Annotated in this window: 16 protein-coding genes; 13 read left to right on the forward strand and 3 right to left on the reverse strand. The window is 63.4% G+C overall.

Going from position 1 to position 13,165, the window contains the following annotated elements:
- Nucleotides 1–10 precede the first annotated feature (10 nt).
- The 7 genes from hisB to coaA are packed head-to-tail and all read left to right on the forward strand — an operon-like array spanning nt 11 to nt 4,602.
- Nucleotides 11–616, forward strand: coding sequence for an imidazoleglycerol-phosphate dehydratase HisB (gene hisB, locus ACWGPT_RS15040; protein ID WP_452606432.1), 606 nt, complete (start codon nt 11–13; stop codon nt 614–616).
- A gap of 16 nt (nt 617–632) precedes the next feature.
- Nucleotides 633–1,109, forward strand: a complete 477-nt coding sequence (locus ACWGPT_RS15045; RefSeq protein ID WP_452606433.1) for a DUF2628 domain-containing protein — start codon at nt 633–635, stop codon at nt 1,107–1,109.
- A complete protein-coding gene (gene hisH, locus ACWGPT_RS15050; RefSeq protein WP_452606434.1) occupies nt 1,109–1,759 on the forward strand; it encodes an imidazole glycerol phosphate synthase subunit HisH in 651 nt (216 codons plus the stop codon). The genes ACWGPT_RS15045 and hisH overlap by 1 nt, the downstream gene beginning before the upstream one ends.
- Nucleotides 1,760–1,762: 3 nt before the next feature.
- Nucleotides 1,763–2,506, forward strand: a complete 744-nt coding sequence (hisA, locus tag ACWGPT_RS15055; protein WP_452606435.1) for a 1-(5-phosphoribosyl)-5-[(5-phosphoribosylamino)methylideneamino]imidazole-4-carboxamide isomerase — start codon at nt 1,763–1,765, stop codon at nt 2,504–2,506.
- Nucleotides 2,503–3,279, forward strand: a complete 777-nt coding sequence (gene hisF, locus ACWGPT_RS15060; RefSeq protein ID WP_452606436.1) for an imidazole glycerol phosphate synthase subunit HisF — start codon at nt 2,503–2,505, stop codon at nt 3,277–3,279. The genes hisA and hisF overlap by 4 nt, the downstream gene beginning before the upstream one ends.
- A gap of 19 nt (nt 3,280–3,298) precedes the next feature.
- Nucleotides 3,299–3,619, forward strand: a complete 321-nt coding sequence (locus ACWGPT_RS15065; RefSeq protein WP_452606594.1) for a phosphoribosyl-ATP diphosphatase — start codon at nt 3,299–3,301, stop codon at nt 3,617–3,619.
- A complete protein-coding gene (gene coaA, locus ACWGPT_RS15070; RefSeq protein ID WP_452606437.1) occupies nt 3,616–4,602 on the forward strand; it encodes a type I pantothenate kinase in 987 nt (328 codons plus the stop codon). Before ACWGPT_RS15065 ends, coaA begins: the two co-directional genes overlap by 4 nt.
- Here coaA and ACWGPT_RS15075 read toward each other — a convergent pair whose 3' ends face one another.
- The 3 genes from ACWGPT_RS15075 to ACWGPT_RS15085 form a co-directional block, all read right to left on the reverse strand.
- Nucleotides 4,603–5,214 (reverse strand): alpha-ketoglutarate-dependent dioxygenase AlkB family protein, encoded by a 612-nt coding sequence (locus ACWGPT_RS15075; RefSeq protein ID WP_452606438.1) that lies wholly within the window; start codon nt 5,212–5,214, stop codon nt 4,603–4,605.
- A gap of 4 nt (nt 5,215–5,218) precedes the next feature.
- Nucleotides 5,219–5,653, reverse strand: coding sequence for an alternative ribosome rescue aminoacyl-tRNA hydrolase ArfB (gene arfB / locus ACWGPT_RS15080; protein ID WP_452606439.1), 435 nt, complete (start codon nt 5,651–5,653; stop codon nt 5,219–5,221).
- 97 nt (nt 5,654–5,750) lie between these two features.
- The gene (locus tag ACWGPT_RS15085; RefSeq protein WP_452606440.1) at nt 5,751–7,361 is read right to left on the reverse strand and encodes a phosphoenolpyruvate carboxykinase; all 1,611 of its coding nucleotides are present in this window, start codon (nt 7,359–7,361) and stop codon (nt 5,751–5,753) included.
- Between the two features lie 327 nt (nt 7,362–7,688).
- Here ACWGPT_RS15085 and ACWGPT_RS15090 point away from each other — a divergent pair, with 327 nt between their 5' ends.
- The 6 genes from ACWGPT_RS15090 to ahcY all read left to right on the forward strand — a co-directional run bounded on the left by ACWGPT_RS15090 (nt 7,689) and on the right by ahcY (nt 13,062).
- Nucleotides 7,689–8,411 (forward strand): response regulator transcription factor, encoded by a 723-nt coding sequence (locus ACWGPT_RS15090; RefSeq protein WP_452606441.1) that lies wholly within the window; start codon nt 7,689–7,691, stop codon nt 8,409–8,411.
- Nucleotides 8,412–8,507: 96 nt separating this feature from the next.
- Entirely contained in the window at nt 8,508–10,265 is a 1,758-nt protein-coding gene (locus ACWGPT_RS15095) for a stimulus-sensing domain-containing protein (RefSeq protein ID WP_452606595.1), read from the forward strand.
- Nucleotides 10,262–10,732 (forward strand): HPr kinase/phosphorylase, encoded by a 471-nt coding sequence (locus tag ACWGPT_RS15100; RefSeq protein ID WP_452606442.1) that lies wholly within the window; start codon nt 10,262–10,264, stop codon nt 10,730–10,732. Before ACWGPT_RS15095 ends, ACWGPT_RS15100 begins: the two co-directional genes overlap by 4 nt.
- 116 nt (nt 10,733–10,848) lie before the next feature.
- Nucleotides 10,849–11,250, forward strand: a complete 402-nt coding sequence (locus ACWGPT_RS15105) for a PTS sugar transporter subunit IIA (RefSeq protein ID WP_452606443.1) — start codon at nt 10,849–10,851, stop codon at nt 11,248–11,250.
- Nucleotides 11,251–11,262: 12 nt separating this feature from the next.
- Nucleotides 11,263–11,538: an HPr family phosphocarrier protein gene (locus tag ACWGPT_RS15110; protein WP_452606444.1), complete on the forward strand. Its 276-nt coding sequence runs from the start codon at nt 11,263–11,265 to the stop codon at nt 11,536–11,538.
- Between the two features lie 123 nt (nt 11,539–11,661).
- Complete coding sequence (gene ahcY / locus ACWGPT_RS15115) at nt 11,662–13,062, forward strand: adenosylhomocysteinase (RefSeq protein WP_452606445.1); 1,401 nt, start codon at nt 11,662–11,664, stop codon at nt 13,060–13,062.
- Nucleotides 13,063–13,165: the final 103 nt, after the last annotated feature.

Here is a 13,165-nt window from a genome sequence, read left to right on the forward strand (position 1 = left end):
GGAGAAGACTATGGCCGAAATCGCCGCGCGCACGGGCTCGGTTTCCCGAAAGACGAACGAGACCTCGGTTTCGGTCACCGTCAATCTCGACGGAACCGGCTCATCGAGGATTTCGACGGGCGTGGGCTTCTTCGATCACATGCTCGACCAGCTGTCCCGTCACTCGCTGATCGACATGGATATCGCGGTCGAGGGCGATCTCCACATCGACGACCACCATACGGTGGAGGACACCGGTATTGCGATCGGCCAGGCGATCTCCAAGGCGCTCGGAGACCGGCGCGGGATCGCGCGCTACGCCTCGCTGGACCTTGCCATGGACGAAACGATGACCAAGGCGGCGGTCGACCTGTCGGGCCGGCCCTTCCTGGTATGGAACGTCGAATTCAGCTCCCCCAAGATCGGCAGCTTCGATACGGAACTGGTGCGCGAATTCTTCCAGGCGTTCGCCCAGAACGCCGGCATCACGCTGCACATCTTCAACTACTACGGCGCGAACAACCACCATATCGCCGAGACCTGCTTCAAGGCGGTGGCACGCTGCCTTCGCACGGCAACCGAAATCGACCCGCGCCAGGCCGGTCGTGTCCCCTCCACGAAGGGCACGCTGGTCTGAAGGCCAAGGAGCGACGTTGAAGAGCTATCTCGTCCTGACCCCTCCGGGCGCGGATCCGGACCACCGCAAGACGGTGATCCTCGCGGACCGGTTTTCCTGGCTGGCGCTGTTCTTTCCGTGGATCTGGCTCCTGACGAAGAAACTTTGGCTCCCGGCGCTCGCCGTCTTCCTCGCGCAGATCGCGGCGGGCCAACTGACGCAGCTTCCGGGATTTGCCGTCCCGGGAGTTCTGATCGCCATTTCCATCAATCTTCTCGTTGCGCTTGAAGGACGGCACTTCTATAGCGAAAGCCTCATCCGGCGGGGCTGGACGCTGCAGGACGTGATCACGGCTGCGGATCTGGATACCGCCGAGGAAATCTATTTTGCCGGCCTGCCCAAGGTTTCGACGACGCCCGTCGCCGCTGCCGACTGGGCAAGTCCCGCTCGCGTCCCCTCCCCTAAAGCGTGGGGCGGCAGCGGAATAGGCCTCTTCGACCAAGGAGGGCGCTGATGCGCGTCGCGATCATCGACTATGGCTCCGGCAACCTTCGGTCCGCGACCAAGGCCTTCGAGCGCGCGGCGCAGGAGGCGGGCCTCGATGCCTCGATCGAGCTGACCGACAAGGCCGACGTGGTTGCGGCGGCCGACCGGGTCGTGCTGCCGGGCGTCGGCGCCTATGCGGACTGCCGCGCCGGGCTCGACGCCGTTCCCGGGATGAACGACGCCCTTATCGAGGCGGTCGAGCGGAAGGGCCGTCCCTTCCTCGGGATCTGCGTCGGCATGCAGCTCATGTCGTCCCGCGGTCTTGAAAAGACAGTCACCGAGGGGCTCGGCTGGATCGAGGGCGATGTCCGGGAGATGGAGCCGGCCGATCCAACCCTGAAAATCCCGCAGATCGGCTGGAACACCCTGGACCTCACGCGTCCGCACCCCCTGTTCGAGGGTATTCAGACCGGACCGGACGGGCTGCACGCCTATTTCGTCCATTCCTATCACCTGGCGGCCAGGAACCCGCAGGACGTCGTCGCCACCACCGATTACGGCGGCCCTATGACGGCCTTCGTCGCCCGCGACAACATGGCAGGCTCGCAGTTCCACCCGGAAAAGAGCCAGACGCTGGGTCTCGCACTGATCGCCAATTTCCTGCGCTGGAAGCCCTGAAGCATGATCCTCTTCCCCGCCATCGACCTAAAGGACGGCCAGTGCGTTCGCCTCAAGCTGGGCGACATGGAACAGGCCACGGTCTACAATCCTGACCCCGCCGCCCAGGCCAAGGCCTTCGAGGACCAGGGGTTCGAGTGGCTGCACGTCGTCGATCTCAACGGGGCATTCGCCGGTGAAAGCGTCAACGGCGCCGCCGTAGATGCCATCCTGAAGGCGACGAAGAACCCCGTCCAGCTCGGCGGCGGCATCCGCACGCTCGCGCATATCGAAAGCTGGCTTTCGCGCGGGCTGGCGCGGGTCATCCTCGGAACGGTCGCCGTGCGCGATCCCGCTCTCGTCATCGAGGCCTGCAGGCAGTTTCCCGGCAAGGTCGCCGTCGGCATTGACGCCAAGGGCGGCAAGGTCGCCGTCGAGGGCTGGGCGGAGGCCTCGGAGCTCGGCGTCATCGAGCTGGCAAGGAAGTTCGAAGGGGCCGGCGTTTCGGCGATCATCTATACGGACATCGACCGGGACGGCATCCTGACCGGCATCAACTGGGATTCGACGCTGGAACTGGCGAACGCCGTATCGATCCCGGTCATCGCCTCGGGCGGCCTTGCCTCGATGGACGACATCCGGCGGATGATGCAACCGGATGCGGCACGCCTCGAAGGCGCGATCTCCGGCCGCGCGCTCTATGACGGCCGGATCGACCCGGCTGAGGCGCTTGCGCTGATCCGAACGCAGAAAGGAGAGGCCGCATGAGCCTCAAGGCCCGCGTCATCCCCTGCCTCGACGTCAAGGACGGCCGTGTCGTCAAGGGTGTCAACTTCGTGGACCTGATCGATGCCGGCGATCCGGTCGAAGCCGCCAAGGCCTATGACGCGGCCGGTGCCGATGAGCTCTGCTTCCTCGACATCACCGCATCCTCCGACAATCGCGAAACCATATTCGACGTGGTGGCCCGCACCGCCGATCACTGTTTCATGCCGCTTACCGTCGGTGGCGGCGTGCGCAGCGTGGCCGACATCCGCAAACTGCTGCTTGCCGGCGCCGACAAGGTCTCGATCAATTCCGCCGCCGTGAAGAGCCCGGATTTCGTCGCCGAGGCCGCGGACAAGTTCGGCAACCAGTGCATCGTCGTGTCGATCGACGCCAAGAAGGTTTCGTCCGAGGGTGCACCGGATCGCTGGGAGATCTTCACCCATGGCGGACGGCAGGCGACCGGCATCGACGCGCTGGAATTCGCCGCCAAGGTGGTCGAGAAGGGCGCGGGCGAGCTTCTGGTCACTTCGATGGACCGCGACGGCACCAAGAGCGGCTACGACATCGCCCTGACGCGGGCGATTGCCGACAGCGTCAAGGTACCGGTCGTCGCCTCCGGCGGGGTCGGCACGCTCGACGACCTGGTGGCCGGCATCCGGGACGGCCATGCCACGGCCGTGCTTGCGGCCTCGATTTTCCACTTCGGCACCTATACCGTCGGCGAAGCCAAGCACTACATGGCGGAGCACGGCATCGCGATGCGGCTCCACTGACGCCGCCGGAGACCAGATGATGAGCGATTTCTCCCTCAGCGACCTCGAGCGGATCATCGCATCCCGCGCGAAGGCATCGCCCGACGAATCGTGGACGGCCAAGCTTATCGCCGCTGGCCAGACTAGAGCGGCCAAGAAACTCGGCGAGGAGGCGGTTGAAACGGTGATCGCCGCGGTCTCGCAGGGGCGGCCGGAACTCGTCAGCGAAAGCGCCGATCTCCTTTATCATCTGATGGTCGTATTGAATATTGGCGGGATTCCGCTCAAGGATGTGCTGGACGAACTTCAGCGGCGGACCGCCCAGTCCGGTCTGCAGGAAAAGGCGAGCCGCCCATCATGACACTGGCAGTGCAACCGGCTGAAGGCACGGAGCAGTCCACGTTAGCGAACTACTCGCCCTACCATGTCTTCAGTTCGGCGGAATGGGCCCGTTTCCGGGCGGATACGCCGTTGACGCTGACCTTCGACGAAGTGGCGCGGCTGCGATCCCTCGACGACCCGATCGATCTCGACGAGGTCCGGCGCATCTACCTCTCGCTGTCACGGCTTCTTTCGGCGCATGTGGAAGCCTCGCTCCTGCTTTTCCAACAGCGCAACCGCTTCCTCAGCCTTTCGGACGTGACCAAGACGCCCTTCGTCATCGGGATTGCCGGATCCGTGGCGGTCGGCAAGTCGACGACCGCTCGCATCCTGAAGGAACTTTTGGCGCGCTGGCCTTCCAGCCCGAAGGTCGACCTGATCACCACGGACGGGTTCCTCTATCCGAACTCCGTGCTCAGGCGCGAAAACCTGATGGAACGGAAGGGATTTCCGGAGAGCTACGACATCGGCGCGCTGCTGCGCTTCCTCTCGGCGATCAAGGCCGGCGAGCCGAACGTCAAGGCACCCCGTTATTCGCACCTTACCTATGACGTCGTTCCGGACGAGTTTACCGTCGTCGACCGACCGGACATCCTGATCTTCGAGGGGATCAACGTCCTTCAGCCCCGCGACCTTCCCGCCGATGGGAAATTCGTGCCGATGGTCTCGGACTTCTTCGACTTCTCGATCTATATCGACGCCGAGGAGACGCTGATCCACAACTGGTATGTCGAACGCTTCATGAAGCTTCGCAACACCGCGTTTCGCGATCCCAACTCCTTTTTCCACCGCTACGCGACGATCAGCGAGGATGCGGCCCGGGCGATCGCCGAGGGCCTGTGGGAGAACATCAACCTCAAGAACCTGCGGCAAAACATCCTGCCCACCCGGCCGCGCGCTGATATCATCTTGCGCAAGGGCTCCAACCACCTGGTCGAGACCGTGGCGCTTCGCAAGCTCTGATCAGGGATTGACCCGTCGGAGCGTCAGGTTGATGCGCCCGCCGTTTTTCAGCAATGTCGACGTGTTGGGGTAGATCCGGTCCACTCCGTGGAAGCAGAGGCGGCCCGCGCCGCCGAGGATCAGCACGTCTCCGCTCGCCAGCCGGAACGACCGTGTCGGGTGCTCCCGTTCGGTGCCGCCGATGCGAAACAGGCAGGTATTTCCAAGAGAGACGGAGAGCACCGGCGCGGCGAGATCCGTCTCGTCCCTGTCCTGGTGCAGTCCCATGCGCGCCTCATCGCCGTAGAAATTGACGAGGCAGGCCTCCGGCGGCCTGGGGTAGTCCGCAACCTTCGACCATAGGTCCAGAAGCCGGTCGGGAATGGCCGGCCAGGCCCGTCCGGTCACCGGATGAGAGGCCTGGTATCGATAGCCGCGCTCCCTGTCCGTCACCCAGCCGAGCGGACCGCAATTCGTCATCCGAACGGACATGGGCTTGCCGGTCCGCGGCATCTCGGGGACATAGAGCGGCGCCTCCGCGACGACCTGCCTGATCTCCTCGACGAGATCCTCCTGGGCCTTTCGGTCGAGATATCCGGGCATATAGCGAATACCGTCGGGAAGGGCCGTCATCGGATCACTCTCCCCCCGGCTTGCCACGCATGCGCTTGGTCTCCGACCGCCCGGCCTTGGCCTTCAGGCGCCGCTCGACCGATCCCTTGGTCGGCTTGGTGGCCCGGCGTGGCGGTGGCGGAGGTTCGGCGGCCTTCAGGATCAGTTCCTTCAGCCTTTCGCGCGCATCCTCCCGGTTGCGCTCCTGGCTGCGGAAGCGGTTGGCCTCGATCATCAGCACGCCTTCCTTCGACATCCTGCGGCCGGCGAGCCGAATGGCCGCAGCCTTGATCCGGTCCGGAAGCGACGGAGAACTGGCGAGGTTGAAGAAGAGCTGGACCGCGGTGGAGACCTTGTTGACGTGCTGGCCGCCCGCGCCGCCGGCCAGCACGAACTGCTCGGTCAGTTCCCAGCCGGCAATCGTGATGCGATCATTGATGTAGAGCGGGTTGCTGGCCATGGTCGCCTCCGTCGGCCTCTATCCCACAAAGAGCGGATAAAGAAAACCGCCGGCCACGGGGCCGGCGGTTCACAAGGCACAATCGGGTTCGGGTCCGCTATTCCGCGGCGTTGAGCAGCACGGGGGCGGCATCCCGCACCCGGCTGTCGACATGGTCCTCGAACTTTTCGAAATTGGCGATGAACATGGAGACGAGCTTCTTCGCCTGCTGGTCGTAGGCCGCGCCGTCCGCCCAGGTGGAGCGCGGGTCGAGGATGGCGGTCTCGACACCCTCCACCGCGACGGGCACCGCAAAACCGAAGTTCGGGTCGGTACGGAACTGCGCGCTCTTCAGGTCGCCGGTCAGCGCGGCCGTCAGGAGCGCCCGCGTCGCCTTGATCGGCATCCGGCGGCCGACACCGTAGGCACCGCCGGTCCAGCCCGTGTTGACGAGCCAGCAATCGACGCCGTGGCGGTCGATCAGGTCGCGCAGAAGGTTGCCGTATTCCGCCGGGTGGCGCGGCATGAACGGCGCGCCGAAGCAGGTGGAGAATGTCGCTTCCGGCTCCGTGACGCCCTTTTCCGTACCCGCCACCTTAGCCGTATAGCCGGAAAGGAAGTGATACATGGCCTGCTCGGGCGTCAGCCGGGCAATCGGCGGCATGACGCCGAAGGCATCGGCGGTCAGCATGATGATCGTCTTCGGATGCGGCGCGATGCCGGTCTCCGACGCATTCGGGATGAAATGCAGCGGATAGGCAGAGCGGGTATTTTCCGTCAGCGAGGCGTCGTCGAAATCCGGAACCCGGTTCTCGTCCAGCACCACGTTTTCCAGGACGGTGCCGAAGCGGCGGGTCGCCGCGTAGATTTCCGGCTCGGCTTCGGCGGAAAGGCGGATCGCCTTCGCGTAGCACCCGCCCTCGAAGTTGAAGATACCGTTCTCGCCCCAACCGTGCTCGTCGTCGCCGATCAGCGTGCGGCTCGGATCGGCCGACAGCGTGGTCTTGCCGGTACCCGACAGGCCGAAGAAGACGGCAGCGTCGCCGCCCGGGCCGACATTTGCGGAGCAGTGCATCGGCATGACGTGCTTTGCCGGAAGCAGGTAGTTGAGGATGGTGAAGACGGACTTCTTGTTCTCGCCCGCATAGGAAGTGCCGCCGATCAGCACGATGCCCCGGGTGAGGTCGCAGGCGATAACCGTTTCGGTACGGCAGCCGTGGCGGGCCGGATCGGCGCGGAAGCTCGGCAGGTTGATGATGGTCAGCTTGTGCACGAAGCCTTCGAGCAAGGCTCGGCTCGGCCGGATGAGGAGGTTGCGGATGAACAGCGCATGCCAGGCGAACTCCGTCACCACGCGGGTGGGCAGCGCGTTGTCCGGATCGGCGCCGCCGATCAGGTCCTGGACGTAGAGGGTCTTGCCAGCGGCATGCGCGAGCATGTCCTGGTGCAGGATATCGAAGCGCTCGCGGGACATCGGCCGGTTGTTGTCCCACCAGACGGCGTCCTCGGTATTGTCGTCGCGCACGACGAACTTGTCCTTCGGCGAACGGCCCGTATGCTGGCCGGTCACTGCGCGCAGGGCACCATCGGCGGTCAAATCGCCTTCGCGATTGCGGATGGCTTCCTCGTAAAGCTCCGTTTCCGAGAGGTTGTAGCTGACCCGAGAGACGTCGTGGAAGCCCATCGCTGCTAGCCCGTTGGACGGATTGTAAAGTCCGAGTTCCTGCATGCGCGCCTTCCTTCCTTGGCGGTGGATGTGACTCTCACCTAACGCCCGCATTTCCAAAGGGCAAGTGACCGGACGGCGATAGCTCAACGATATCAATAAATTAATCGATTTAAAAAAATTTATTTCTTCTTAAATCGGTTTAGGTCTGGATTTAGTTCAGGCTCGGAGACGTGAATTGGCGGATCGCCGGATTGTGACTCCTGGTCCAATCCTGCCGCCTTGCCACAATTTGTTCCACCTTTATACTCAAAACGCGCATCGTCGGGATGCCGACGCGGCTGGGATGAATCCTGGAGATGCGCACGAATGGTAATGGAGACAGAGAGAATGCAGACAATCGCCCTGGTGGACGACGACCGCAATATCCTCACGTCAGTATCGATTGCACTGGAGGCCGAGGGCTACAAGGTCGAGACGTACACGGACGGCGCATCCGCACTCGACGGGCTTGTTGCCCGGCCGCCGCAACTGGCGATCTTCGATATCAAGATGCCCCGTATGGACGGCATGGAACTGCTTCGCAGGCTCCGGCAGAAGTCCGACATTCCGGTTATCTTCCTGACCTCGAAGGACGAGGAGATCGACGAGCTTTTCGGGCTCAAGATGGGCGCCGACGACTTCATCACCAAGCCCTTCTCCCAGCGCCTGCTCGTCGAGCGGGTAAAGGCGATCCTTCGCCGGGCAAGCGCGCGCGAGACCCTGGGCGCCGTTGGCGCCAAGCCGGGAACCGATGCCCAGCAGGCCCGCACGCTGGAGCGCGGCCAGCTCGTCATGGACCAGGAACGCCATACCTGCACCTGGAAGGGCGAACCCGTCACCTTGACGGTGACCGAATTCCTGATACTTCACTCGCTCGCCCAGAGGCCCGGCGTGGTGAAGAGCCGCGACGCGCTCATGGACGCGGCCTACGACGAACAGGTCTATGTCGACGACCGCACGATCGACAGTCACATCAAGCGCTTGCGAAAGAAGTTCAAGATGGTCGACGGCGATTTCGATATGATCGAGACGCTCTACGGGGTCGGCTATCGCTTCCGCGAGGCAGCCTGACCGGCGACCGTCTCACCGTAGAAGCCGCGCCTGGACGGGAATTTGTCCCGTCCCTTGAAAGGACGATGCGTGGCAGACCAACTGCTTGACGATGACATGCTTGATTCCCCGGATGCGGAGATGCGCCGAACGCCGCGGCGCATCTGGTCGCGGCCGTTCATTCTGATCCGCCGCGTCTTCGGCCACGCGGTCTTCTCGAGCCTGACACGACGGATCCTCTTCTTCAACCTAGCCGCCACGGTCGTGCTGGTCGGCGGCATCCTCTACCTCAACCAGTTCCGCGAGGGACTGATCGACGCCCGCGTCGAGAGCCTGCTGACCCAGGGCGAAATCATCGCCGGGGCAATCTCGGCCTCCGCCTCGGTGGACACCAACTCCATCACCATCGACCCGGAAAAACTGCTCGAACTGCAGGCGGGACAGAGCATCACGCCCGTCCCCAACGACGAGGACCTCGATTTCCCGATCGATCCGGACCGCGTCGCACCCGTGTTGCGCCGGCTGATCTCGCCGACCCGAACGCGCGCCCGTCTCTTCGACGCGGATGCGAACCTCCTCCTCGATTCCCGGCATCTCTATTCCAGGGGTCAGGTGCTCCGTTACGACCTGCCGCCGGTCGAGCAGGAGACGCTGAGCTGGAACGAGCGCATCGCCGGCCTTTTCAACCGCATGCTTCAGCAGCGAAACCTGCCCGTCTACAAGGAGGCGCCAGGCGGCGACGGCTCGATCTATCCGGAGGTGATGAACGCGCTCACCGGCGTTCGCGGTGCCGTGGTCCGCATCACCGACAAGGGCGAACTCATCGTTTCCGTCGCGGTGCCGGTCCAGCGCTTCCGGGCGGTGCTGGGCGTGCTGCTTCTGTCGACGCAGGCCGGCGACATCGACAAGATCGTCCATGCGGAGCGCCTCGCGATCATGCGGGTCTTCGGTGTCGCAACGCTGGTCAATATCCTTCTGTCGCTCCTCCTGTCATCGACGATCGCCAATCCGTTGCGGCGCCTGGCGGCAGCGGCGATCCGGGTGCGCCGCGGCGCCAAGCAACGCGAGGAAATCCCCGATTTTGCCTATCGCCAGGACGAGATCGGCAACCTGTCCATCGCGCTTCGGGAAATGACGACGGCGCTCTATGACCGGATCGACGCGATCGAGAGCTTCGCGGCCGATGTCAGCCACGAACTGAAGAACCCGCTCACCTCGCTGCGCAGCGCAGTCGAAACGCTGCCGCTCGCCAAGTCGGATGATGCGAAGCGGCGCCTGACGGAGATCATCTTCCACGACGTGCGCCGCCTCGACCGGCTGATCAGCGACATCTCGGACGCCTCGCGTCTCGATGCCGAACTGGCGCGAACCGATTCCGCGCCCGTGGACATGCGCGTCCTGCTCGGCAACCTGGTGGACATCTCGCGGCAGATCCGCAACGGCCGCAAGCCCGTCGAGATCGACCTGACGGTCGATAGCCGGGGCGGCAAGCAGGACTTCATCGTCAACGGACACGATCTCCGGCTCGGGCAGATCATCACCAACCTGATCGAGAACTCCCGTTCCTTCGTGCCCGACGAGGGCGGCCGCATCGCCATTCGCCTGTCCCAGTCGCGCGGGCGCGTCAACGTCACGATCGACGACAACGGCCCGGGCATCCAGGCGGAGGATATCGACCGGATCTTCGAGCGCTTCTATACCGATCGCCCGGAAAGCGAGAGCTTCGGCCAGAATTCCGGCCTCGGCCTGTCGATCAGCCGGCAGATCGCCGAAGCCCATAACGGCACGCTCAGGGCCGAGAACATCATGGATGCCAGCGGCGCCGTCGTCGGAGCACGCTTCGTCCTGTCGCTCCCGGCCGGGGAAGCCTCGTGACGGGCGCGCCGGTCAATATCCACGCCACGGCTATCGTGGTCGGAACGACCGGGCTCCTGTTCACCGGTCCTTCCGGGTCGGGAAAGTCCACGACAGCGTTTGCCTGCCTTTCGGCCGCCTGGCGCGCCGGAATACCCGCCACGCTTCTCGCCGACGACCGCGTGCTCCTTTCGCGTGACGGAGAGCAGATCATCGGAGAATGCCCGGATAAGATCGCGGGGCTCATCGAAATATGCGGCAGCGGGATTGCCCGCCTTCCGCATGTCGCCTCCGCGCCGCTTCACCTGGCCGTGAAGGTCGGCCGAAGGGAGAGGATGGAGCGGCTGCCGCCAGAATCGGAGCGCTTTTCCGTCGACGGGATAGACATGTTGCCGCAGCTGCGGCTGGCGGCAGAAAATGCCGATCCCCTCGCGGTAATCGGCGTATTTTTTCCCGATTTCGGGCTGCCAGCGCCATATCCGCGTTGAGCGCAACGGATTTTTGACTTGCACTTGCGATCTACATGGCCAAGATGGCGTCCCACCGCTGGACGCCACTTTTGCAGTGCGATATGGCCTGCGCGTTGCCAGAGCAGGGGGAATTGATGATCGGACTTGTGCTTGTCACCCACGGCAAGCTGGCTGAGGAATTTCGGCATGCACTCGAGCATGTGGTAGGTCCCCAGAAGTACATCGAAACGGTCTCCATCGGGCCTGAAGACGATATGGACCAACGGCGCCAGGATATCGTCGATGCCGTCGCAGTGGCTGACGACGGCCATGGTGTCATCATCCTCACGGACATGTTCGGCGGCACGCCTTCCAACCTCGCCATCTCCGTCATGGACGGCGGGCGCATCGAAGTGATTGCCGGCGTCAACCTCCCCATGCTGATCAAGCTTGCCGGTGTCCGCAGCGACAACGACATGAACCGTGCGCTCCTGGAGGCATCCGAGGCGGGCCGCAAATACATCAATGTCGCAAGCCGTGTCCTAAGCGGCAAGTAAGCGAAGCCCGGCATGTCATCTCAGTCCCGCGAACTCCTCATCGTCAACAAGCGTGGCCTTCACGCCCGCGCGTCGGCGAAATTCGTCCAGACGGTCGCAAAGTACAACGCGGACGTCACCGTCACCAAGGACGGCACCACGGTCGGCGGAATGTCGATCATGGGGCTGATGATGCTCGCGGCCAGCCCCGGCTGCAGCGTCCAGGTAACGGCTGCCGGACCGCAGGCATCTGAAGTGCTGACTGCGCTGGAAGACCTTGTCGCCGACAAGTTCGGCGAAGAAGTTTGACGGCACATAAAGACATAAACACTTCTTTATGTGTCGTTGCTTCGTTCGACCAAGCCTGCTAAACCAGCCCCAGAATGCGAGAGGTGACGCCCCAGGGCGCGCAAATCCCAGCTGGAGAGCTTCATGAGCATGGATAAAGACTATATCGTCGCTGACATCGGCCTTGCCGCCTACGGTCGCAAGGAACTCGATATCGCCGAAACCGAAATGCCCGGCCTGATGGCCTGCCGCGAGGAATTCGGCGAAAGCAAGCCCCTGAAAGGTGCCCGGATTTCCGGCTCGCTGCACATGACCATCCAGACCGGCGTGCTGATCGAGACACTGACGGCTCTCGGTGCCGAGGTCCGCTGGGCTTCCTGCAACATCTTCTCAACCCAGGATCACGCCGCCGCCGCCATCGCCGAGCGCGGCATCCCGGTCTTTGCCGTGAAGGGCGAAAGCCTCACCGAGTACTGGGAGTACACGGACCGGATCTTCCAGTGGGCCGACGGCGGCCTGTCGAACATGATCCTCGACGACGGCGGCGACGCGACCATGTACATCCTGCTCGGCGCCCGCGCCGAAGCCGGCGAAGACGTCCTGTCCAACCCGACCTCCGAGGAAGAGGAAATCCTCTTCGCGCAGATCAAGAAGCGCCTGCAGGCTTCGCCCGGCTGGTTCACGAGGCAGCGCGACGCGATCAAGGGCGTATCGGAAGAGACCACGACCGGCGTCCACCGGCTCTACGAACTCTCCAAGAAGGGCCTGCTGCCCTTCCCCGCCATCAACGTCAACGATTCGGTCACCAAGTCGAAGTTCGACAACAAGTACGGCTGCAAGGAATCGCTGGTGGACGGCATCCGCCGCGGCACCGACGTGATGATGGCCGGCAAGGTCGCCGTGGTCTGCGGCTACGGCGACGTGGGCAAGGGATCGGCCGCCTCGCTTGCCGGGGCCGGCGCCCGCGTGAAGGTCACGGAAGTGGATCCGATCTGCGCCCTGCAGGCCGCGATGGACGGCTTCGAAGTGGTCGTACTCGAGGATGTGGTCGACAGCGCCGATATCTTCATCACCACCACAGGCAACAAGGATGTCATCCGCATCGATCACATGCGGGCCATGAAGGACATGGCGATCGTCGGCAATATCGGCCACTTCGACAACGAGATCCAGGTGGCGTCGCTACGCAACCTGAAGTGGACCAATGTGAAGCCGCAGGTCGACATGATCGAGTTCCCGAAGGGCAACCGCATCATCCTTCTTTCGGAAGGCCGTCTCCTGAACCTCGGTAATGCCACGGGACACCCCTCCTTCGTCATGTCGGCATCCTTCACGAATCAGGTGCTTGCGCAGATCGAGCTGTTCACCAAGCAGGGCGAATACAAGAACGACGTCTACATCCTGCCGAAGCACCTCGACGAGAAGGTCGCCCGCCTGCATCTCGCCAAGCTGGGCGTAAAGCTCACGGAACTCTCCGAAGAACAGGCCGCCTACATCGGCGTCTCGCCGACGGGACCTTTCAAGGCGGAACACTACAGGTATTAATTTTCCAAGGCTAATCCACAAGATATTGAAGGTCGCGATCTTGACGGATCGCGACCTTCTTTTTTGGCGTCACCCTTCCCGCCGATTCCCTAAGCAAGTATTC

The sequence above is a fragment of the Pseudorhizobium sp. NPDC055634 genome (assembly GCF_053618655.1).